A 19,871-nucleotide genomic window follows, 5' to 3' on the forward strand; every position below is an offset into this window, starting at 1 on the left:
CCGGCGGCTAAGAAGGACCGTGTTCATGTCCGTCCTCGAACAGGGCACGTACACGCTCAGCGGCCACACTGCCGCCACAGGCACGTTGGCAAAGCTCCTCGCGATCGACCTCGGCGCAGGCTCGGCGAAGTGCTTCGGAGGCATCCAATCCGATGAGGTTCTCGACGATGTCCGCGACAATGACGGCTTCGTGGACAGCAGCCGTATCGGCGGTGATCAACGGGCCCATCCACGACAGTCCACCATCGTCGCTGCCGTGAGCCAGATCTGTTGCGACCAACGTCCATCGGGCTGCCCGGTCGTCGGGGGCGACTTCAAGACGCTTGATGGCATGTGCGCGAACCTTGTGGATGGTAGCGACGCCGTTGGTGCCGTGCCAGAACGGATCGTCGCGTGGGAGGCTGTCCAGTACCCGCAGGCCATCGATCAGCATCGACTCCAGGCGATCGGTGAAATCGGAGCAGTTGGCTTCCTGCCCAGCATCTTTCAGAGATTCGACCGCCCGGATGGCACCCTGTCCGTAATGGCCTGAGTTCAGCAAATCGCGTACGGACAACTTGTCTGTCATTCCATCATGTTGCCTGGGAGCGCCATGTTCGGCAGTTCAGTGCTTTCGGCCCAGCCGAGATCGCCTCGGCGCGTTGATCTTCGGCCCCCGCCGCGTGGCCGCTTCGGACAGCGCGCCACGCGGCAAGAGAGTGCGTTTGGTTGAGTGCCTTTGTGTTCGATCACTGTGATTGACCACCGACGAGGAATGCCGGGTACGGTCGCGCGTATGCGATCAGTGGGGGATGACGACGTCACGGTATTTGACGCTGCTGCGAGGCGACGGCGGAAGGCGCTGTGGGTGGCGGTGGTCGGGGTGGCATCTGAATTGATGTTGGTAGCTGTGCTGGTGGTGTGTGGCTCGGTCTTGGTATCGATGGGCTCGCCCGTGCTGGGTGGGCTGGTGTTCGCTGGCGCGGCGACCCTGAGCGGGTATATGGCGGTATTTGTGCGTCGTACTCGCCGGATACTTCGCACTCTGGAGTGAGCGGCGGTTACCGCAAGCGGTCTGTAGTTAAGGATCGGTATCGAGACTTCGAGGAGTACGCACATGCACAACCCACCGTTGAATCCGACGCAGCAGCACGACATCCTGTCCGACATCACCCTCCAAGTGATACCGACCATGCCCGCGGGGTGGACCCGGCTCGTGTTGAGGGTCATGGAGATCGGCCGCCACGCCGAAGTCGAGAGCGGGGTGAAGATGGCCGATGGCACCGTGCAGGCGTGGTCTCGCGACTCGCAGATGTGGCGCGAGGTGTGGGGGCGGTTCATGGAGTTGCGAGCGGGAATGTACACGCCGCTGATCGGCACCTGGGTGAGTGTGACGTATGTGCTTGACCCGCCGGGGCAATTCAACATTCAGTACAACCGGGATGAGCAGCCGCCGTTCGAGACCGCACCTTCTCGCGAGAATTTCCAGCTCGAGCAGCAGCGGTTCCCGCGTACCCCCGACCATATGCCTGCCTGGTACCGCGAGAACGTGGATGTGGGTGGTGAAAGCCGCGTCGACTGAGCGGCTAGCTGTCCGACGGGGCGGCACACTGATGCGTCCAACTGGGATCGTGCGGATTCAGCCCCTGACGAAGCCAAGCATCGCAGCAGTTCAGGGCGTGGCTATTGGTCCGACAATGGCCATTTGAGTGGCGGATGCGCGAGATTCGAACGTGCGATATTCATCTGGGCCCGTAACACGCGGTGCCGCAACGACTCTCGTGTGACGAAATCACGCGCGCACCTCGATCGTCGACAACACGACGTGTCCGGCGTGCTCGGCGCGGCCATTGCGATGACTGCTGAACCCGCACCGCGATCCGCCCGTTGGGAAGCTCTGTCGGCCAACCGGACTTGGACGGCCGACCAACGCGCGGGTCGCGGCATGAGCGGATGTTTTCGTGATCGCGATGAGTGGCGTTCGGCTGTCAGTTTCACGACGTCACCCACCTCGCGGGGGCCGACATACGGGTCTGGGACACTGGTCGAGCGACTCCACCGCTAACTGCTCCACTTCTCGTAGGCAATCGACCGCCGATCGTTGACCATGGAGGGAAGCCGCGATGTCCTCGTCTACCAGCCCGAAACCCGCTCTTCGTATGCCTCGTGCCATCGCTGATGACTACATTCGTGCGTTGGCCGCGCTGGACGCGTACCTGGCGGTGCGCACCGGACTGGACACCCCCGATGGCCGGCTTCCGGACCTGTCGCCGAATGGCCTGGCCGCCGTCGCGGATCTGGCGCGCCGAACTCTCGCCGATCTGGATGCCACCGAGAAGTCCGGGCAGGTCACCGATGCGGGAGAACAACGCTGCGGAAAGCTGCTGCGGGAGCGTCTGACCATCGAGGTGGCGCTGCGTGAGGCCGGTGAAGACCGGCGCTCGGTGCTGCCGTTCAACGTCCTCACACTGACCGCGCCGTCGGCGTCACCGCTGATGGGCTTGCGCGATATTTTCACGTTGATGCCGACCGGCACCCCCGAGCAATGGCAGGTCATCGGCCGGCGGATGGCGAACATCCCGACGGCGCTGCAGCAGTACCGATCGACCCTGGCCGATGCGATGGACCGCGACCTGCTGTGCGGCCCGAGGCAGGTGGCCGAGGTGCTCGACGCGCTGGGGCAGATGGTGGCCGGTGACGGCGGCTGGTTCGGTGAATTCGCCTCCGGCGCACCGGAATCGGTGCGGTCCGAAGTCGGCGCGGCGGCGAAGACGGCGAGTGCGGCGATGGCCGAGATGAAGGACTGGCTGGCCCGTACTTATGCACCGGCTGCGGCGGGACAGTCGGACACGGTGGGGGCGGAGAGGTACGCGCGCTGGGTCAGCTACTGGTGCGGCACCGACCTGGACCTGCACGAAGCTTACGGATGGGCGTGGGAGCAGTTCACCACGGTCGAGACCCAGATGCGGCAGGTCGCCGACACCGTGCGCCCCGGTTCGACACCGCTGCAGGCCATGGCGTGGTTGGACGAGCACGGCGAAGCCTACGACGGCACCGACGCGATCCGCCGCTACCTGCAGAACCAGATCGACCAGGCGATTAAGGATATGCAGGGCAAGTACTTCGACCTCGCCGCACCATTGCTGAAAGTCGAGGCGATGATCGCCCCGGCCGGTGCCTCGGCCGCCGCCCCGTACTACAGCCCACCGGCTGTCGATTTCTCCCGCCCGGGCCGGACCTGGCTGCCGACCGGCGGCAAGACCCGGTTTCCGATCTGGCGTCTGGTCGACCTGTGGTACCACGAGAGCGTCCCGGGTCACCACATTCAGCTGGGCCAGTGGACGTACCTGGCCAAGGAACTGACGATCTATCAGAGCACCATGGGCTTCGTCGCCGCCAATGCCGAGGGCTGGGCGATGTATGCCGAGCAATTCATGGATGAGCTGGGCTACTACGACAAGGACCCGGCCGTGCGCCTGGGCTATCTCAACGCACAGATGCAGCGTATCCAGCGCGTGATCATCGACATCGGCATGCACGCGGGCATGAGTTTCCCCGCATCAGCTCCGATGCTGGCCGGTCAGCCGGTGAACCCGAAGAACGCCCGGGAATTCTTCGGCGCCTACTGCGGGCTTCCCGGCGACCAGCTCGACGCCGAGATCATCCGCTATCTGAGCCTGCCCGGACAGGCCATCACCTACAAACTCGGCCAGCGGGTCTGGCTTGCCGGCCGAGACGCCGCACGCACGGCACACGGCAAGACCTTCGACCTGAAAGCCTGGCACATGGCGGCGGTCTCGCAGGGTTCGCTGGGGCTGGACGAACTCGCACGCGAACTGGCCGCGCTCTGAACAAATCCCACCCGGTATACGGTGCGGCGCACTAATCCTCGGCCCGCCTGATCCCTCTCATCCCGGTGAGCGGGGTAATGGCGGCGGCGGTCAGCACGCCGAAGGCGATGGCGGCCATGAGGGACACCATCGACGCGACATCGTCGATGCCCTGCATCTGCTGGCCTCCTATCCAGGATTCGAGGCCATGCAGGCCGTGCGACCCCGGGGTGAGGAGTAAGAACGCACCCAGGAACATGACATAGCGCGGCGGGCGGCCCGCGCCACGACCGAGGACGATGCAGGCCGCGGTCATGAGAGTCGCGGCGATATAGGTGCCGGGAACATCGCCGAAGGCGTGCACCGCGAGAGTCTGTGCCGCGAAGGTGCCCAGGCCCACGGCCATCGCCCACGGCAGATCGCCGGGCGCCATACCGAACACCAGCATCACACCGACCAGGAAGACCGCCCAGCCGACCCACCCGGCGTATGGGCCGAGGGTCGGCGCGACACCGGAATCGAAGACATGCGAGTCGGACAGTCCGAGGGCGGCGGCCGCGACCACCGGCCCGAACGCCAGCACGCCGAGCGCCACCAGACTCTGCGCCAACCGCGCACCACCCGCGGTCACCCGGCCCGCGGAAAGCTCCACCACGGCCATGGTGATGGCATCGCCCGGAATGAAAACGAACAGCACCGGGATCATCAGATCGATGGTTCCACCGTGCACGAGATGGTATTTCGACGCCGAGAGCACCAGCACCGCCACCCCGACCGAAGCGGTGAGCGGGGCCACCGCACTGAATCTCGGACTGCGCGTGGACATGTCGACAATGAGGCCGACCAGCACGCCCAGGAGAGCGGAGACGACGACCTCCTGCCCGGTCGGCTGGATGGAGATACCGAAGCCGACGGAGAACAGCACCATACCCAGCAGCCGCGCCCACCGGCCGAATCGCGCTGGACGCTGGGCGATTTCGAGAAGCAGGCGATGAGCTTGTTCGATCGGCGGCGGATCGCCGCCTTCGATGAGGGCGAACCATTTCTTCAACGCGCTCACCTGAGCAAGCTGCGGAATGGCGGCGCCGTGGGTGACGATGCGGACCTGTCGGTCGACCGCGATGGTGGCGGATTCGGCGAGCACGGTCGCCTCCACCGCATGGCCGTAGACGGCGGCGACCTGCGCAATTCCTCCTCGGTGACGAGCGTGCCCTCGTAGCTACCGGCGACCAGAGCTGCGGCCAGATCGTGCAGCAGGTCGAGAACCTCCCCTGCTTCGGCCTTCGCCGTGTCCGGCGGTGTCGTCATCGCTGGTGCCGCACTTGCCAGTAGCCGAGAACGTCCGCCATGACTACCTCGTTTCCACCACACCCAGAAATGAGCATCTGACAAGTCAGCAGCGTAAACGCGATCATGGCGCACATTCGGCAGGAACATGCAGCTGATCAGGTCAAAACGCGCTCGACACAACAACAGGGTGGTGTCAGCTCAGCGTCACCGATCAAACGGCGGTGCGTTCCGCCGGCCTCGGATGAGAACTGCCAGTTGATCTTCCGAGGCTGCGCGCTGGCCGGTTCGGTCAGCGCGCCACGCGGCAGAAGGGTGCGTTTGCTCGGAATTCAGCAGGGATTGATCATGTGTCGCTCTCCGCGATCAAGCTGCCGTTTACCGCCCTCATCCAGAGCGTGTGGTGCCATTCGTTGGCGTCGGACCTTGGTTTGATGGCGATCGTGGGGGTGGGACTGGTCTCGATGAGGTGCAACAGGGTCCAGGCCATGCCGTAGCAGTCGTCTGGCCCGAAGCACTGCGTCAGCGCGGTGGCTTCCTCGCCAGTTACTGGCGGGCTGATCGACTCGAGTTGGGCTTGGCGGTACGAGATCTGGTCCTGGTCAGCATCCCAATCGGGCAAAGGGCCCGCAGCGACGAACGAAACGACTCGGGTCTCACACGGTCAGTTTGCTGGAATTGGTGCCAATCTGCGCGATGTACACACTCATCGGCAGTAGCGTGCGTTCCGCGGCCTCGGATCGCTACGGCCAGTTGATCTTCCGTCGCATCGCGCTGCCGGACCAGAATCGGCATTGGACGGATGCGATCCTTGGGTTGTGAGCGAATTCTTTTGGCCTGACGATGCGATGTTGGGGGAGCGGGCACGTCTGGCATGGACAGCCGTCGTGGAGGGATTGCCCGTCGGTAGCCGTGTGACGGGCACAGTGATCGGTCGACAGCCCTTCGGGGTTTTCATCCTGATAGACCAGGTGCCAGATGCGGTCGGTCTGATCAGGGTTACATCGTTGCCACCAGATAGGGAGCTTCCCCTTCGGGATGCGCGGATGGTCGGCGATGTTATCTGGCATGACGAACGAAATTGGCAGGTGACCGTGGCTCCGCTGGGATACAGCTAGACCGTCCGAGTCTGCTCACACTCTCTGGGACTACGTCGACGCCGGGCTATGTCGGTGCTGCCAGGCAGAGTATCGCTCACGAGTTGTGAAGTGGTGGTGTGGGAGGGCGCTGCCGAGGCTTCGACAGTCGACCTTCAGCGCGCTTGCCCTGGAGCCATCGTGCAATCGGCATGTGCGCGCGTTGGGAAGCTGCTGTCGGCCAACCGGTTTGGGCGGCCGAATCAACGCACGGGTCGCGGCAGAGTTGCGTATTCGATCGACCAGCCGCAGTTCGATGCTGGCTGCTGGCGGCTCGGTCGCAGCGGATCAGGCTACGCATTGGCCTGGCGCTGGCGGCGATCACCACGGCCGGGCTGGTGGTATCTCTGTTCGGCTAGCGAATGCGGCACTATCAGTACAGCATCGAGGTGTTGCTGACCCTCGCATGTGTCGGTGTGCTGATGGTGGGACTGGTCAGTGATCGGCGTGCGAGCGGGCCCGTCTTACACGAATCGGTTTGCGCGCCATAGAAAGGGCCGGGAACATTGCGCCAATCCCGCTCGCTCCACACGCCGGGCAGATACTCGCTCGGCGATCCCAACACACTTCCCGCTCGCGCACCTGCGATCGGAAGTGTGTGCGAGACAGCGACAGTCGGCAGAGGATCCCAATGCACGTGCTCACCGTATCGATTGAACTCGGCACGTCGACGGGGGAGGGACCATGGCCGGTGAGCGTGTGACGACGCTGGGTGTCGCATCGAGAAAATGCGTCGAGATCATCGTCGAGCTAGGACCTGAGCTGTCCTAATTCGCGGACATACTCGAATCATGAGCGAAACCGAATCGACTGTGGGACAGCCCGATCAAGCCGATATCACCGAGTACAACGATCCGACCGCGCCGTGGAATCAAGCGTGGGATCAGGACGGCAGCATCGGCAACTGGAACGATGGTGTGATCAAGGAGTTCCGGGAGAACTCGGGCCGCGTAGGAGGCGCGTACGCGGGCGGAGACCTGATCCTGCTCACCACCACCGGAGCCAGGAGCGGTAAGAAGCACACGACTCCGTTGGGACCCTTGTACCGGGACGAGATCATGTATGTGAGTTCGTTCATCGAGGACAAATACCCGGCCTGGTGGCACAACATCAAGGCCGATCCGCAGGTCACCATCGAGCTCGGCGACGCGAGCTATCAGGCGACCGGCAAGGTCCTCGAAGGCGCGGAATACGACGAGTTCGCAGCCTGGGTACTGTCCGAGAACCCGCTGCTGGCGGACTTCCAGTCCAAGATCGACCGACCGATTCCCCTGGTTGTGCTGACCCCGCTCGACCAGGGCTGAGCCTCCCGCTCGGTGGTGCGGCCGCGTGCTAGGCACCACCGAGCGCCATAGACGGCACCGTGCGCGCCGAGCAGCCGTCCGGTGCCGCCTGACCCGCCAGACGTTCATCGATCCAACGCATGGCCGCGGGCAACGCGCTGATCGCGAGAATGGCGTGTTCGCTCAATTGGTCCCGCGCATAGGTCACCTGCGCCCCTGATGCGCACCACTGCGCCACCGTCTGGTCGACCGGTGCGATGGCGACGATCTCGTCGTGCACAGCGTGAAAGAGGAAGAGCGGCACCGTCGGTGCCGTGATGCCGTCGATCTCGTCGAACGAGGGTTGTAGCTGCTCGAGCACTTGGACAAAAGGGATCGTCAGGTAGTCGTTCATGTGCAGGAACGCGTACTTCTCCACGGCGGGTACCGAGCATTCTCCGCCTCCCGCCGCCATCAGCGCTTTCCCGGCAGGCGTCAGATACGTGTCGAACGCCGCGCCGATCCGCGGATCGGCGCGCATCATGCCCCGGCAGCATCGCCAGCAGAAAACCGGAGAATGGGCCGCCGTCGAGCGATCCCAGGTACTCACGCATGGGCTTCAGTGGACCGCCCGCTCCACCGCCCCGAGCGACACCGACCAGTCGTAATTCGGGGGCGTACGTCGGTTGAACCTGTGAGAGCCATGCGCTGCCGTACGAGCCGCCGGAGTAGCCGAACGCGGCGACCGGAGTATCGGTGCCCGACAAGCCGAGTGGTGCGAACGCCTCGGCCGCGCGCACTCCGTCGAGCGCGGTATACCCCGGCTGATTCGGGGTGAGCAACGCCCCGTTCGCCCTCTCCCAGTCGGGTACGGAAATCGCATGACCTGACGACAGCATCTGGTCGATCGAAATGAAATCCAGTGAGGCGTCGTACTTGTGGTCCATCGGGACGGCTCCTTGCCGGAGCGCGAACGAGGGAGCGCACTGCGGGGCCGAGGCATCTTCAGCGGCCTGATAACTGATCAAGCCTTTGATTTGCCCGGTTCGCGGCCGCAGCACCGTTGTCACGGTCGTGATGGGCTGACCGGCGGTATCGGTGGTTCGATACAGCAGCTGCCAGGCCTCGGCGTCCTGCGCCGTCAGACCCAGCGAGGCCACCTCGATGGACCGCGAATTCAGCACGGTGCCCGGCGCTTTCGCGTCCCAGCCCGATGGCGGGGTGTAGAACGGGTCGTTCTGCGGAATCGGGATCTGATCCGCGCCACCAACCGCCACCGAAGTACCGGCAAAGCACAAAATAGCCGAAACCGCGATCAGAACCGGGCGCAGTCGACCGCGTATGACGCCTGAACACGCTGCGCCACAGGCTGATACGACACTGTCCAACGTTCGGAAATCCCTCCCTGGCGGGGAATCGGACCATGCGGTCGCCTGGTTCACGCGCGCCGAACCTCCTGCGGCCGAGTATGTTCAATGTTCTGTGGACCCAAGCAACTCTCCGCCGGTATACGGATCTGTCGTCGAATTCGTGGAGAACTATCTCAGTCTCGTGTATCGGCGAGAAGTCGGTAAGGGCCGTCGAGTGTGGTGTCCGCGGTGGTGGATGCACGCTGAGGCCGTCGCGCGGCTGGATGCTATGTGGCGGGCGTGGGAGCATTGTCGGATGGACAGCAGAACGGGTTTGAGCGTGTGGTTTCTCGACCACGCCGATCCGCATATGAGCATCCTGTTCGATCCGGACGGCCCCTTCCAGTTCTGCTCCACAGCATCCGGACACTCCGACGAAATGGTGCCGCTGAAGCTGATCGCGACGCCGCCGGGTCTGTTCAAGTCACCCTGAACTGATGCGCGCTCGGCACACCTGCTTTCGAGGCGGAGGGCGTCCATGGCACGCGACTGTCGGCTGGTTCGAGTATCTATTGTTCTGGCAGAGGGCTTTTGGCGAAGGGTGTGGCGTGGACGGGCATGGTTGGGTATCGGCCTACCGGCAGTACAACGACGGTGGGGCACTCGAATCGGTGCGGGAGGACATGCTCACCTTGGCGGCGTTGCTGGCCTCGGATGTTCCCGAGGTCGCGGACCGGGTGCGTTCGACGTCCGACGATCCTCGTCGTGAGTTGACTCGGGCGTTGGGTGAACACGGGTTGTCGGCGAATTTCGACGTCAAGCAGGACATCGTGTCCGCGCGGGACGCACTGGAGTCGTTGAAGTCCTATCCCGCCGGTACGCGCTGGGAGTGGCATCCCAATTTTCTGGCCGCGTACGAGGATTGGGATTCCGGTGATCGACTGGAGGTATTCCTCGAATACACCGGGGAGAGTCTCCTCGAGCTCGGGTTCGCGTTGGTCTCTGTGCCTACGTTCTCCGACGACTACGACTTTGTCGTGATCCGTGAGGCTGAATTCGATGCTCGGCGAAGCGAAGCCATCGACCGATGGTGTGAGATCGTGCGGCCGGGGACGTTTTCGCGGACCGTCCGGCGGCTGGCCGATCGCAATGGGGTGGGCAGGCGTGCGGTCATGAGCCAGTGGGACCGGTTCACCGAGGACCTTGCGGTCATGCTGCGCGAACGTATCGGCGCTGATGCGATTTTGGATATCCGTGCATCGGAAACCGTTGGGGTGCAGCTGAATCAGATAGGCATCCAACGCTTGGCTGTCGGCATGGAGCCCTCGATGTTCGCCGAGAACGATCCGAGCGAACTGGCGCGCGAAGGCTGGGCGCTCAGTGATGACGGGTGGGAAGACGACAACTGGTGGGAGATAGCGCTGTCGAGTGTGCCCGAGGTCTGCGACAGCATCGCGCGTAGGCTGGCCGCGGCACTGCGTCGGTCCGGGGTCGGTTCTCCGGCAGAATTGACCGCAAAGACCTGGGTGTACAGCGACAGCACGGTAGCCCTGTGGCGCATGGATATTCCGGTCACCTTCGACCGATAGCGCCGCTCTTCCGGAGCTTCCCAACAGGCTGGCGAATCCCGCTCGTCGGCAGTAGCGGACGTCTGCGCCGTCAGTTCGACACGGCCGCTTGACCTTCCGTACGGTTACTGCCGTGGCTGGTCGCCGAGTGCTGGCCTTGCCGTTCTCCCGGTAGTTCGACAGCTCAGTTCCGTTGGGGCATGGGGGAGTTCGATCAGTTGCCGATGAGGTGATGGTCATCGTCGAATGCCTGCGCGACGGCGAGGCTGTCCTCGTAGACGTGGTGGCGAGTGATGAGACCGTCTTCGACGGTCAGGTGCAGTGCGAATCGGGAGCGGTAGGCGCGGCCGGTACGGCGGGCCGTCTGGCGAATCTCACCCAGCACCACCGCATCCGGGCCGTCGACGAGGATGCGCTCGACCACGGTGCCGACGTGTTCGGGCACGTGGTGGCGTGCGATCTCGGCGAAGTGGTCGGCGGCGTCGGCGCGGGTGGCGCGCGATCGGATCCACGGGGTCGCCGCTCGGTCGTGCTCGTACTCGGGCCAGTTCAGTTTCCAGTCGCTGACCGGGGCGTACAGTTCGGCCATCGCGTCCGCGTCACCCGCGCCGATGCGGCGCAACAATTCCTCGACGACCGTGCGGGTGGTGCTCGTTTCGCTCATGCCCACCATCGTGTCCGCGAGGGTGCGCAGCGTCGATTACTCCCGAGGTAATGCGACGCGGGATATGCCGATTCATTCGAAATCGTGCTGCCACTCGGCCGCCCACTGCGATAGCGGTGCGAGCCGCTTGACGAGGGTGCGCCCGGCGGTGGTCAGGCGGTATCCGTCCTGGTGTTCGACCAGGCGCGCCTCGGTGAGCTCGGACAGTCGGCGGGTGAGCACGCTCGAGGACAGATCGCCGCACGCGCTGCGCAATTCGCGGAAGGTGAGTGGGGTCGGGGCCCGATCGAGTTCCCAGATCACCCGCAACACCCAGCGTCGACCGAGCAGGTCGAACAGGGCCATGATCGGGCGGCCGGTGGTCGATCCGCGGACCGCGCGGCCGGGGCGTGGGGTTTCGGTCGCCACGATCACACCGCCTGCGGCGGGGGTGAATCCTCGAGGCGCTGAGCCATTTCCGCGATGGCCGCGCGCAGTGCCCGATACGGTCGCAGGAACAGTGTCACATGGGTCAGGCTGCCGGTTTCGGAGAGCTCTTCCCGCAGCAGGCCCTGCAGTTCCTGATCGGCGAATCGCGCGGTGAAGGCGAAGACGCTCTGCGGCCCGTCGGTCCACTGCTGGGTCGGGTGTACCGAATCGAGCACTGTGGCGATCGTGCCCAGCAGATGTGCCGCGCGGTCGCGGCCGCGGTAGTCCGCGACCGGGCTGGAGAAGATGGCCTCCTCGGCGAGCAGGAACGGTAGCCGTGCAGGGTCTTTCGATTGCCACACGGGTAGGACGAGACTGTCGGTCATGCCTCTATTTTAGAGGCAGGAGTGGCGCCGGTGCCAGGGTGGATTTCGCGGCGTTGCCGGGCCCGTGTTCTAGTGTCACCGTTGTCGCGGCTGGTACGAGGGATTGAGAGCGTTGATGCGGGACTGGGCGGAGCTGCGGAAGACGATGCCGTATTTTCTGGAACCGGATGTGACCGACGACGGCAATATCGTCTACGCCAGCGCCTACTGCCAGTTACGCGATCCCGACACCGGCTTCCTCGTGGACTTCACCTCGGAGGACAAGGGTCTGACCGTCACCGTCCCGATTCCCTCGGATCCGGTTGCGGCAGCAGCGATTCTCGCCGTGATACGTGCTCAGCCGGACGGTATTTGGCGACAGAACGACCATTGCTGGTGGCCTGCTTCCAGTGCGGAGTGGTGCACGGGCTGGCGGTATTTCAGCGCCGATCCGGCCACCGTGGCCTCGATCGTGGCGGTCATGCGCGACGGGCTGCGCATGGATCCGGAGCGGCTGCGCCGACGCTCGTGGGATGGAAAGGGCCCCAAGGCATTTCAATCTGTCGGCCACAGCGATGAGCCCACCGACCGTGGCTTGAACGGACCGTGTACCGACTGGAACGAGTTCGCTGAACGACTTGACTGGGTGTTGCACACTTGCCCGCCCGCGACGATCCAGCTCAGAGTTCCCGCATCGCAGGGCCACTCGTTCATCTGGTTCTCCCACCAGCCCTTCGGTGATTTCCATTGGGGCGCAGGACTTCACGATCACGCCGGTCTCGGGCCCGACGAGTTCGAGCGCCGCATGACGGCACTCGAACTGGTCTACGACCCTGACCCGCGAGGCCACGGACTCTGGCAAAGCACTGGACAGTACCGGGCAGGGCTGCGACCCCTCGTCGACGGTGTCGCCGCGGGCGCCGTCTCTGTCCTGCGCGATGTCTACGGCATCGGCAATCCGGCCGAGCTCACGGTGGAGGCATTCGGCAATATCCGAGGCATCGACGACCTGCCCTACGTGTCCCGGCAACTCGGCATCCCGCAAGCCGACCAGTAATCGCATTGCTCCGCAGCCACTATGGACATCATCACCGAATCGGCCCCGTACGAGGTGCGGTGTATCAACTGCGGTCTCCCGACCGCATCCACACTCACCGAGGCATTGATCGGCGACGAGCACCGGTGGGACGTCGACGGAAACTGCTCGGCATATGGCGCGGTTCGGATGGATTGCGGCCACACTCAACCACTTTCGGGGTTTCGGGAGGCAGTCCTCGCCGCCAACGGGACGACCGTTCTAGAGCTCGGATCGGCCGAGGTATCGGTGGCCACGCTGATGCGAGCGCTGCGCCTGGATCGGCCGCTCTCGCTGATGCAGGCCAGGGCCCACCCTGGTCAGCATGGTCGGGCTAGATTCTGCGTATGGCAATCGCAACCCACATCAACCCCGAAACGATGCTGAGCAACCCGGCTTTCACCCAGGTGGTGCGGGTTCCGGCCGGCGCGGACACGATCTATGTCGGTGGCCAGAACGGCCTCGACGCCTCCGGGCAGCTCGCGGGTGACCTCGCCTCTCAAGCTCGCCAAGCCCTGCAGAACCTGCTGACTTGTCTCGAGGCCGCGGGTGCGGGAATCGAGGATGTCGTGAAATGGACCATCCTGATGGTCGACGGCCAAGACGTGCGTGCCGGTTTCGCCGCCTTCCAGGAAGTGTGGGGCCAGCGCCCGAACCCGCCCGCGATCACCGTCGCCAAGGTCGCGGGCCTCGCCATCCCGGGTGCGCTGGTCGAAATCGAAGCTGTCGCAGCGGTTCTCGCCTAGGTCATTCCGCGTAACCGGCCAGTGAGGGCTCTAGGCACCGACCAGTTCGCAAGGTGAAAGACGCTGAAACCCTTGGCATGCGCGACAGCTGGTAGGGCACGTATCGTCCGATTCATGTCGTGGTCGAATGCCCGTCACCAGTTGCCTCGGCGGTGATCGTCGTGATCGACTGGCGAACGCTCGGAACAGATTTGGTGTTCGGCCACCGAGATGCTCCCTTCTCGAGGCTTGTCGCCGCCATGATGCGAGCGGTGGGCGACCTGGAAACCATGACCACGGTTGTCGCGATATTGCGACCACCGGCGGCGGTGCTACCGGCGGTCGGCGCGGACCTCGCCTTCGCGCACCGGTACCTGGCCTGGATCCTGTATGACGCGGACCGGTATGACGAAGCCCTGGTCGAGGTCGAGGAGGCGCTGAGCGTCTGCCGCCGCGCACCGCTCGTCCGGCGCGTCACGACCGAGGTGCAGTTCATCGCGGCACTGAACGTGCGCGCGTTGGTGCTGCTGGAGATGGGCAGGGCGGCGGAGGCGGTCGATGACGCACGGAACGCGCTGATCCTGAGCCGAGGGCGGCTGCCCTATGCCCCACACCGGTACCGCCCTGGTCTGCTGTACGCGCTGGACGTAATGGCCCGCTCTCTCAATAGAACCGATGAACCCGGTCAAGCCCTGCCTCATGGGCAGGAACTCGTCGACATCCTCCGCCGTCTCACTCCACGCCGTCCCCGCTACAAATCCCTTCTCGCGGCGTCGCTCGTTCAGCTCGGTATCTATCTCGCCCACCTCGGGGATCTCACCGCCGCCCTGCGTGCCACCGAGGAATCACTCGGCTTGTTCCGGCAGCTCACCGAGGACGAGCCGGAACGCCATGCGGGTGGGGTGGAACACGCGACCGAGAATCGAGACTTGCTCCTGACCATGCTCGAAAACGAGGACTAGGTGGTGCTGGCGAAGTACTCGGATTTGCCGCTGCGGGGGATTAGCGTCGGATTATGGATGCGAATGAATTGCGTGGGGTTCAGGCGCCGTTGAAGGAGCAGTATCGGCGGGATCCGGGGTCCGCGCGGACTGCGCTGCGTGCGGTGGGGCGGATCGCTTCGGAGGGGGTGACTTTCGATGTCGATCAGTTCGCGGGGGTGAGTCGCGCGGGGTTGCATCGGGCTACCGGGGGTGATGGGTCCGAGGCGTGTTCGGGCGATATGTTGCTCGAGGCGTTGCTGGCGTGTGCGGGGGTGACGTTGCGGTCGGTGGCGACGGCGTCCGGGGTCGGGCTTCGGTCGGTGCAGGGGCGGGCGGAAGGGTACTTCGATGCTCGGGGGACGTTGGGTGTTGATCGGGAAGTGCCGGTCGGTGTGCAGGACGTGGTGGTGACGTTCATCGTGGATACCGATGCCGATGATGCGGCGCTGGCACGACTTGCGAAGGTGACCGAGCGGTATTGCGTGGTGGGGAGGTCGCTGGCCGAGCCCGCGACGATCGTTGTGCGCCGACCCTGAGGCCGGGCTATTGCGGGGGTGTCGGCGGAAAACCGAAGGCGGCGACCAGGTGTGGGTCGTGGAAGGCGACGACTCGGGTGATGCCGGTGGGGGTGGGGGTGAGGACTGCGACTCCGTAGGGGGTGAGGATGCCTTGGGGGTTGCGGTGGTAGGTGATGACGGCGGGTTGGTTGTTGGCAAGGGTGGGGAGCATGCGCCAGTCGCCGGGGGTGCCGAGGATATAGGTGGAGAGTTGGCGGATGCAGGAGGTTCGGCCCTCGTACCAGTTCTTGAAGGGGGTGGCTTCGAGGGTGGCGTCGGCGCGCAGGACCTGCTCGAGCAGGTTGGTGTCGGAATGTTCGAAGGCGGCGATGTAGCCGGCCAGCAGGCTGCGGGCTCGGGGGTCGGAAGGTTCGATCAGATCGGTGGGGGCGGAGTGGAGTTCGGCCAGGCGGGTGCGGGCTCGTTGCAGCCCGGTTTTCACCGAAGCTCGCGTGGTGCCGAGGATGTGAGCGGTCTCGGCGGTGCTGAAGGCCAGCACTTCGCGGAGCATGAGGATCGCGCGCTGCTGGGGTGGCAGGTGCTGAAGGCTCGCGACCAATGCCAGGCGCAGGGATTCGCGATCGATGGCGAGGGCTTCGGGGTCGTTCGCCGGGGGAGTGAGCAGTGCGTCGGGAAATGGCTGTAGCCAAGCGAATTCGCCGGTCGAATCGGGATCGGGCGGCGCGGTGGGGCCTCGGTAGGGGCCGCCGAGACCGGAGGGCAATACGCGATGGCGATGGTCGGTCAGGGCATCGAGGCAGACGTTGGTGGCGATCGCGTAGAGCCAGGTGCGGGTCGACGATCGGTGCTCGAATTTCCGATACGCACGCCAGGCGCGAATATAGGTCTCCTGCACCAGATCCTCGGCCTCGTGTACCGAGCCGACCATGCGGTAGCAGTGCGCCAGCAGCTCGCGCCGGTGCGGCTCGGTATCGGTGACGAAACGGGTGTTCAGTGCGTCGGTGTCGGCACGCTGGTCTGCGCGGGTCATCGTTGCTCCTGCCCTGGCCGGGCCTCGCTGATCGAGGCCACTGTCAGTATCGACCCGGCCGGACGGTGAAAGGTAACTTTGCGCAGGTCAGGGATGAATGAACTCCTTGGCGAAATCGCGGATGGCTCCGGGGTCGAGCGAGTCGTGGAAGCCGATCAGCAGTTCGTCTACGCCCGCGGCCCGGTAGGCGTCGATCCGTTCGCGAACCGTGTCGAGGGTGCCGATGAGGCCGTAGTCGGCCAGCTCGCCCGGGAAGACCATGGGCGCCCACGGCGGGACCTGGGCTCGGGCCTCGGCGTCGGTATCGGCGAGGATGCAGTAACTGGTGGAGGTGCGCGTGATGCTCTCGTAGTCGCGACCCAGTGTGGCGCAGTGGTTTTCGAGGATTCCATACTTGCGGAGCAGATCCTCCGGAGAGACCTGGACATTGCAGGCGTCGGCGTACTTCGCGACCAGCTTCAAAGTCATCTTCTCGCCGGAACCGGCGATCAGCAGCGGAATATGTGGTTGCTGAACACCTTTGGGATCGTTGAGCGCCTTGTGCACCCGGTAGTGCTTGCCCTCGAAGGTGGTTTCGGCCTGGGTCCAGAGTGATTGGATGATGTGGGCGGCTTCATCGAGTTGCCGTAGCCGCGTTGGTGCATCCTCGAACGGGTAGCCGTAGGCGAGGTATTCGTCCTCGTACCACCCCGCGCCGATCCCGAAAGTCAGCCTCCCGCGCGAGATTACATCGAGCGTGGACGCCATCTTGGCTTGCAGGGCCGGATTACGATAGTTGTTCCCTGTCACCATCTGACCGATCCGAATCCGGCTGGTATCGCGGGCCAATGCGGTCAGCGTCGTCCAGCTTTCGAACACATAGCCCGGTGCGACCGGGAAGGGCACGAAATGGTCTGCGACCCAGACTGTTTCGTACCCCGACTCATCGGCCGCACGCGCCAGATCGGTGATCGTTTCGAAGGCCGCGATCGGATCGGTGTAGCTCGCGAAGTTGTGGCCGAGTCCGGTGGGTAGATAGAGGCTGAATTTCATGCTGCCGTGGCCTTCCGGTGGGGGAGTGGTCGGGTTCGACCCACCTATACAGACGTCGATATCCGCCGGTGAGAAACTCTCCGCAGGTCACGGCCTTGTGGAATGGGGTCACGGCCGGGAGTCCCGTTCGTCCCTTGTGTCGTGGACCACACCGCGCTACTGTACCGAATCCGAGACTGTTGAGTTTCAAAACGCACGGTCCGGAAGATCGAACGGGGACATCAATGACGAAGTCCATTGCCCGCGTAGGGGTACTCGCGTGCATCGTGGGGATTGTCGCGTCATGGCTGGCGGTGGCACCGGCATTCGCGGATGAAATACCCTCCGGCGCAACAGCGCAGAGCATTTTCGACGGGCCGGGTCCGCATGAGGTCGCGACGCCGACGGTGACGAATCCGTGTCAGGAATCTGTCGTGGGGATGATCGCGCACATCGTGGTGCACACGTTCGGCAATCGCGATGATCTGCGCTGCACGCAAGCCTTTCCGTACGGGTTGCAGTCCCCGGTCGGGGTCAATACCTACTACCCGGCCGATATCGCTGAAATGGGCAGTGCGCCACTGATTCTGTTCGAGGGTGGCATCACCTCCAATCCCGGAAACTACGACACTCTGGTGCGGCAGTGGACGAGCCAGGGCTTCGTCGTGGTCGTCGCCTACGACTTCTTCAACTCCCTCGCCTATGTGCCCGCGATCGGATTGGCCACGGCGGTGATGCAGAACCGGGACCCGGGTTCGCCGCTGTTCGGCCGAATCAATCTGAGCCGCACCGTATTGGCGGGGCATTCCGGCGGCGGCCAGGCCACATTGCAAGCGGCCGCGATGTTCCCGCCCATCGCGGGCCTGGTCGATCCGGCGCTGCGGATCATCGGCCTACTGGCCATCGAACCCGGACCCCTGGCGGTCGGTGCGCTGGTCGGGATGCCGACGCTGTTCCTCACCGGCTACAACGATTTCGTGGTGCCGGACTTCGCGTGGGTGCGGTGGTGGGAATACAACCTCATGGGCGGTACCCCGGCCTGGATCGCGAACGCCCGAGGGGTGAGCCACTTTTCGCCCGTCGACGGACCGGGTGCGTACCGGTCCGCCGGTACCGCTGTCGCCTGGCTGCGGTACCTGGCGTTCGGCGATGAGACCGCGAAACAGTTCTTCATCGGCCCGCGGTGGCGGCTCAGGGATGATCCGGCCTACTTCAGCGTCGAACGCAATGCCGCCGCCGACGCACTGCAATGATTCTCACGCTGACAAGGAGTTTCGAGATGACCAGCCGTCGCGCTGTCATGTTCACCGGTGTGGCCACGGCGATGCTGACCGCGTTCGCGCCGGTCGCGGTGCCCGCGACGGCCGCCACCGGCGATGCCACCTGCTCCGAACCCCTTGCGGGGCAATCATTGCCGCGCGCTGATCCCGCGCAGGTGAGCATGGATCCAGCGGCCGTGGACGCCGCCCTGGATTTCGGGGCCGGAGCGGGCGGGGTCGCGGTGCAGATCTACCGGCACGGTTGCCTGGTCGGTGACCGCACGCCCACTGGAAATGTGCCGCTGCCGCTGGCCAGCGCCACCAAGGGCGTGAGCGCCACGGTGATCGGGCGTGCGGTCACGCTGGGGTACTTCGGGGTGGACGATCCACTCGGCAAATTCTTTCCCGGCGCGGACCCCACACACGCGAATATCACTGTGCGCCAAGTGCTCACCCAGAGCACCGGCCTGCATTTCAGCTGGCCCGCCGATATCGCCGGGCTGTACACCGACCCGGTACTGCAAACCCTGGCCGAACCCGCCGATTTCGAACCCGGCACCACTTTCCAGTACGCGCAGAACGTGATCGCGGTGCTGTCCAAGATCGTGGAGCTCACCACCGGCAGCGACTTCCAGGACTTCGCGCAGCGAGAGTTGTTCACGCCCTTGGGAATCGCCCGCGAGAACTGGGTGTGGGTGCGCGACCGCAGTGGCAATACCGCGCTCAATGGCGGACTGGCCATGCGGCCCGATGATCTGGCGCGGCTCGGGCGGCTCATGCTCCAGAACGGCACATGGGGTGACCGGCAGTTGATCGATGCGGACTACATCGGTCAGGCCACCACCGGTACCGCGGCCAATCCCGGCTATGGATTCCTGACCTGGCTCAATGCCGGGGACACCTATCGGGGCACCGAGGTGCCGTCCGCGGTCGCCTACGATCGCCCGCAGTTCCCCGGCTCGCCCCGCGACCTGTTCTCCTTCGAGGGCGCGCTGGGTCAGTTCGTCACCATCGTGCCCAGCCGCGACATGGTGATCATTCGCATGGGCGTGCCGCTGCGGATCAACCTCGCCAATCCCGTGGGCATGCTGACCGGCAGCGGCAATCCCGACAACAAGGAGCTGTATCAGCGAATCACCGCCGCGGTCACCGATATTCCGGCGGAGCCGTACGTGAACCCGTACACGCTCAGCGATCCGCCGTTGCCGATCCACGGGCTCGATGACCTGGGTAGGGTGATCGACCCCGTCACTGCGGTGAGCATCCTGCTGGGTGTGGGACCGTACGCCTCGACCGCGTGCAATATCTTGTGGTGCAACGGAAAACCGGTTCCGGTGGATGTGTTCCGACTGCTGCTCGATGTCGGCGGGCAGGTCGTCGGTGCGCTCGGTGCCCTCGGTAACTATCAGCGATGAGCGCGAC

19 protein-coding genes and 1 pseudogene are annotated in these 19,871 nt (G+C 64.6%); 11 read left to right on the forward strand and 9 right to left on the reverse strand.

The annotated features are described in order from the left end of the window. Nucleotides 1-7 precede the first annotated feature (7 nt). Entirely contained in the window at nucleotides 8-568 is a 561-nt protein-coding gene (locus AB0L82_RS32000; protein WP_364644700.1) for a hypothetical protein, read from the reverse strand. A 528-nt stretch (nucleotides 569-1,096) separates the two neighbouring features. On the opposite strand from AB0L82_RS32000, the gene AB0L82_RS32005 reads away from it, so the two are divergent. Both AB0L82_RS32005 and AB0L82_RS32010 read left to right on the forward strand, forming a co-directional pair. Then, nucleotides 1,097-1,561 (forward strand): hypothetical protein, encoded by a 465-nt coding sequence (locus AB0L82_RS32005; protein ID WP_364644703.1) that lies wholly within the window; start codon nucleotides 1,097-1,099, stop codon nucleotides 1,559-1,561. A 613-nt stretch (nucleotides 1,562-2,174) separates the two neighbouring features. Continuing rightward, on the forward strand, nucleotides 2,175-3,830 hold the full coding sequence (locus tag AB0L82_RS32010; protein WP_364644706.1) for a DUF885 domain-containing protein: 1,656 nt from the start codon (nucleotides 2,175-2,177) through the stop codon (nucleotides 3,828-3,830). A 31-nt stretch (nucleotides 3,831-3,861) separates the two neighbouring features. Here AB0L82_RS32010 and AB0L82_RS32015 read toward each other — a convergent pair whose 3' ends face one another. Continuing rightward, nucleotides 3,862-4,998 carry a threonine/serine exporter family protein gene (locus tag AB0L82_RS32015; RefSeq protein WP_364645172.1) on the reverse strand — a complete coding sequence of 379 codons (1,137 nt, stop codon included), beginning with the start codon at nucleotides 4,996-4,998 and terminating at the stop codon, nucleotides 3,862-3,864. A 2,025-nt stretch (nucleotides 4,999-7,023) separates the two neighbouring features. Between AB0L82_RS32015 and AB0L82_RS32020 the strand changes: the two genes are divergently transcribed. After that, nucleotides 7,024-7,536 carry a nitroreductase/quinone reductase family protein gene (locus AB0L82_RS32020; protein WP_364644709.1) on the forward strand — a complete coding sequence of 171 codons (513 nt, stop codon included), beginning with the start codon at nucleotides 7,024-7,026 and terminating at the stop codon, nucleotides 7,534-7,536. A 28-nt stretch (nucleotides 7,537-7,564) separates the two neighbouring features. Here the strand turns inward: AB0L82_RS32020 and AB0L82_RS32025 are convergent, their stop codons facing one another. Both AB0L82_RS32025 and AB0L82_RS32030 read right to left on the reverse strand, forming a co-directional pair. Beyond that, a complete protein-coding gene (locus AB0L82_RS32025; RefSeq protein WP_364644712.1) occupies nucleotides 7,565-8,038 on the reverse strand; it encodes a lipase family protein in 474 nt (157 codons plus the stop codon). A 61-nt stretch (nucleotides 8,039-8,099) separates the two neighbouring features. Continuing rightward, a pseudogene (locus AB0L82_RS32030) lies at nucleotides 8,100-8,441 on the reverse strand (lipase family protein); the annotation flags it as partial. Nucleotides 8,442-8,835: 394 nt separating this feature from the next. On the opposite strand from AB0L82_RS32030, the gene AB0L82_RS32035 reads away from it, so the two are divergent. Together AB0L82_RS32035 and AB0L82_RS32040 are read left to right on the forward strand one after the other, a co-directional pair. Next, entirely contained in the window at nucleotides 8,836-9,336 is a 501-nt protein-coding gene (locus AB0L82_RS32035; protein WP_364644715.1) for a DUF4913 domain-containing protein, read from the forward strand. Between the two features lie 115 nt (nucleotides 9,337-9,451). After that, complete coding sequence (locus tag AB0L82_RS32040) at nucleotides 9,452-10,432, forward strand: hypothetical protein (RefSeq protein ID WP_364644718.1); 981 nt, start codon at nucleotides 9,452-9,454, stop codon at nucleotides 10,430-10,432. 193 nt (nucleotides 10,433-10,625) lie between these two features. On the opposite strand, the gene AB0L82_RS32045 is transcribed toward AB0L82_RS32040, so the two are convergent. The 3 genes from AB0L82_RS32045 to AB0L82_RS32055 all read right to left on the reverse strand — a co-directional run bounded on the left by AB0L82_RS32045 (nucleotide 10,626) and on the right by AB0L82_RS32055 (nucleotide 11,869). Further along, nucleotides 10,626-11,075, reverse strand: a complete 450-nt coding sequence (locus AB0L82_RS32045; RefSeq protein ID WP_364644721.1) for a nuclear transport factor 2 family protein — start codon at nucleotides 11,073-11,075, stop codon at nucleotides 10,626-10,628. A gap of 72 nt (nucleotides 11,076-11,147) precedes the next feature. Next, nucleotides 11,148-11,483, reverse strand: a complete 336-nt coding sequence (locus AB0L82_RS32050) for a helix-turn-helix domain-containing protein (protein ID WP_364644724.1) — start codon at nucleotides 11,481-11,483, stop codon at nucleotides 11,148-11,150. Nucleotides 11,484-11,485: 2 nt separating this feature from the next. Continuing rightward, nucleotides 11,486-11,869: a hypothetical protein gene (locus tag AB0L82_RS32055; RefSeq protein ID WP_364644727.1), complete on the reverse strand. Its 384-nt coding sequence runs from the start codon at nucleotides 11,867-11,869 to the stop codon at nucleotides 11,486-11,488. Nucleotides 11,870-11,984: 115 nt separating this feature from the next. Here AB0L82_RS32055 and AB0L82_RS32060 point away from each other — a divergent pair, with 115 nt between their 5' ends. The 4 genes from AB0L82_RS32060 to AB0L82_RS32075 all read left to right on the forward strand — a co-directional run bounded on the left by AB0L82_RS32060 (nucleotide 11,985) and on the right by AB0L82_RS32075 (nucleotide 15,167). Further along, nucleotides 11,985-12,905, forward strand: a complete 921-nt coding sequence (locus tag AB0L82_RS32060; protein WP_364644730.1) for a hypothetical protein — start codon at nucleotides 11,985-11,987, stop codon at nucleotides 12,903-12,905. Nucleotides 12,906-13,270: 365 nt separating this feature from the next. Continuing rightward, nucleotides 13,271-13,669 (forward strand): RidA family protein, encoded by a 399-nt coding sequence (locus AB0L82_RS32065; RefSeq protein WP_364644733.1) that lies wholly within the window; start codon nucleotides 13,271-13,273, stop codon nucleotides 13,667-13,669. Between the two features lie 251 nt (nucleotides 13,670-13,920). Further along, nucleotides 13,921-14,610 carry a tetratricopeptide repeat protein gene (locus AB0L82_RS32070; RefSeq protein WP_364644736.1) on the forward strand — a complete coding sequence of 230 codons (690 nt, stop codon included), beginning with the start codon at nucleotides 13,921-13,923 and terminating at the stop codon, nucleotides 14,608-14,610. A 53-nt stretch (nucleotides 14,611-14,663) separates the two neighbouring features. Further along, complete coding sequence (locus AB0L82_RS32075; protein WP_364644739.1) at nucleotides 14,664-15,167, forward strand: OsmC family protein; 504 nt, start codon at nucleotides 14,664-14,666, stop codon at nucleotides 15,165-15,167. A 7-nt stretch (nucleotides 15,168-15,174) separates the two neighbouring features. On the opposite strand, the gene AB0L82_RS32080 is transcribed toward AB0L82_RS32075, so the two are convergent. Continuing rightward, complete coding sequence (locus AB0L82_RS32080) at nucleotides 15,175-16,179, reverse strand: sigma-70 family RNA polymerase sigma factor (protein WP_364644742.1); 1,005 nt, start codon at nucleotides 16,177-16,179, stop codon at nucleotides 15,175-15,177. An 87-nt stretch (nucleotides 16,180-16,266) separates the two neighbouring features. Then, nucleotides 16,267-17,211, reverse strand: coding sequence for an LLM class F420-dependent oxidoreductase (locus AB0L82_RS32085; protein WP_364644745.1), 945 nt, complete (start codon nucleotides 17,209-17,211; stop codon nucleotides 16,267-16,269). A 224-nt stretch (nucleotides 17,212-17,435) separates the two neighbouring features. Here AB0L82_RS32085 and AB0L82_RS32090 point away from each other — a divergent pair, with 224 nt between their 5' ends. Beyond that, nucleotides 17,436-18,443 (forward strand): alpha/beta hydrolase, encoded by a 1,008-nt coding sequence (locus AB0L82_RS32090; protein ID WP_364644748.1) that lies wholly within the window; start codon nucleotides 17,436-17,438, stop codon nucleotides 18,441-18,443. A gap of 26 nt (nucleotides 18,444-18,469) precedes the next feature. Next, nucleotides 18,470-19,864 (forward strand): serine hydrolase, encoded by a 1,395-nt coding sequence (locus tag AB0L82_RS32095; protein ID WP_364644751.1) that lies wholly within the window; start codon nucleotides 18,470-18,472, stop codon nucleotides 19,862-19,864. The last annotated feature ends 7 nt before the right edge of the window (nucleotides 19,865-19,871 follow it).

Source organism: Nocardia sp. NPDC052001 (assembly GCF_040680615.1).
In the GTDB taxonomy this organism is placed as follows: domain Bacteria; phylum Actinomycetota; class Actinomycetes; order Mycobacteriales; family Mycobacteriaceae; genus Nocardia.

What these genes read in the sequence shown, in the direction of transcription:
- AB0L82_RS32000 (WP_364644700.1), bottom strand. Translation starts at nt 568, where the DNA reads ATGACAGACAAGTTGTCCGTACGCGATTTGCTGAACTCAGGCCATTAC.
- AB0L82_RS32005 (WP_364644703.1), top strand. Translation starts at nt 1,097, where the DNA reads ATGCACAACCCACCGTTGAATCCGACGCAGCAGCACGACATCCTGTCC.
- AB0L82_RS32020 (WP_364644709.1), top strand. Translation starts at nt 7,024, where the DNA reads ATGAGCGAAACCGAATCGACTGTGGGACAGCCCGATCAAGCCGATATC.
- AB0L82_RS32025 (WP_364644712.1), bottom strand. Translation starts at nt 8,038, where the DNA reads ATGATGCGCGCCGATCCGCGGATCGGCGCGGCGTTCGACACGTATCTG.
- AB0L82_RS32035 (WP_364644715.1), top strand. Translation starts at nt 8,836, where the DNA reads ATGACGCCTGAACACGCTGCGCCACAGGCTGATACGACACTGTCCAAC.
- AB0L82_RS32045 (WP_364644721.1), bottom strand. Translation starts at nt 11,075, where the DNA reads ATGAGCGAAACGAGCACCACCCGCACGGTCGTCGAGGAATTGTTGCGC.
- AB0L82_RS32055 (WP_364644727.1), bottom strand. Translation starts at nt 11,869, where the DNA reads ATGACCGACAGTCTCGTCCTACCCGTGTGGCAATCGAAAGACCCTGCA.
- AB0L82_RS32060 (WP_364644730.1), top strand. Translation starts at nt 11,985, where the DNA reads ATGCGGGACTGGGCGGAGCTGCGGAAGACGATGCCGTATTTTCTGGAA.
- AB0L82_RS32065 (WP_364644733.1), top strand. Translation starts at nt 13,271, where the DNA reads ATGGCAATCGCAACCCACATCAACCCCGAAACGATGCTGAGCAACCCG.
- AB0L82_RS32075 (WP_364644739.1), top strand. Translation starts at nt 14,664, where the DNA reads ATGGATGCGAATGAATTGCGTGGGGTTCAGGCGCCGTTGAAGGAGCAG.
- AB0L82_RS32080 (WP_364644742.1), bottom strand. Translation starts at nt 16,179, where the DNA reads ATGACCCGCGCAGACCAGCGTGCCGACACCGACGCACTGAACACCCGT.
- AB0L82_RS32085 (WP_364644745.1), bottom strand. Translation starts at nt 17,211, where the DNA reads ATGAAATTCAGCCTCTATCTACCCACCGGACTCGGCCACAACTTCGCG.
- AB0L82_RS32090 (WP_364644748.1), top strand. Translation starts at nt 17,436, where the DNA reads ATGACGAAGTCCATTGCCCGCGTAGGGGTACTCGCGTGCATCGTGGGG.
- AB0L82_RS32095 (WP_364644751.1), top strand. Translation starts at nt 18,470, where the DNA reads ATGACCAGCCGTCGCGCTGTCATGTTCACCGGTGTGGCCACGGCGATG.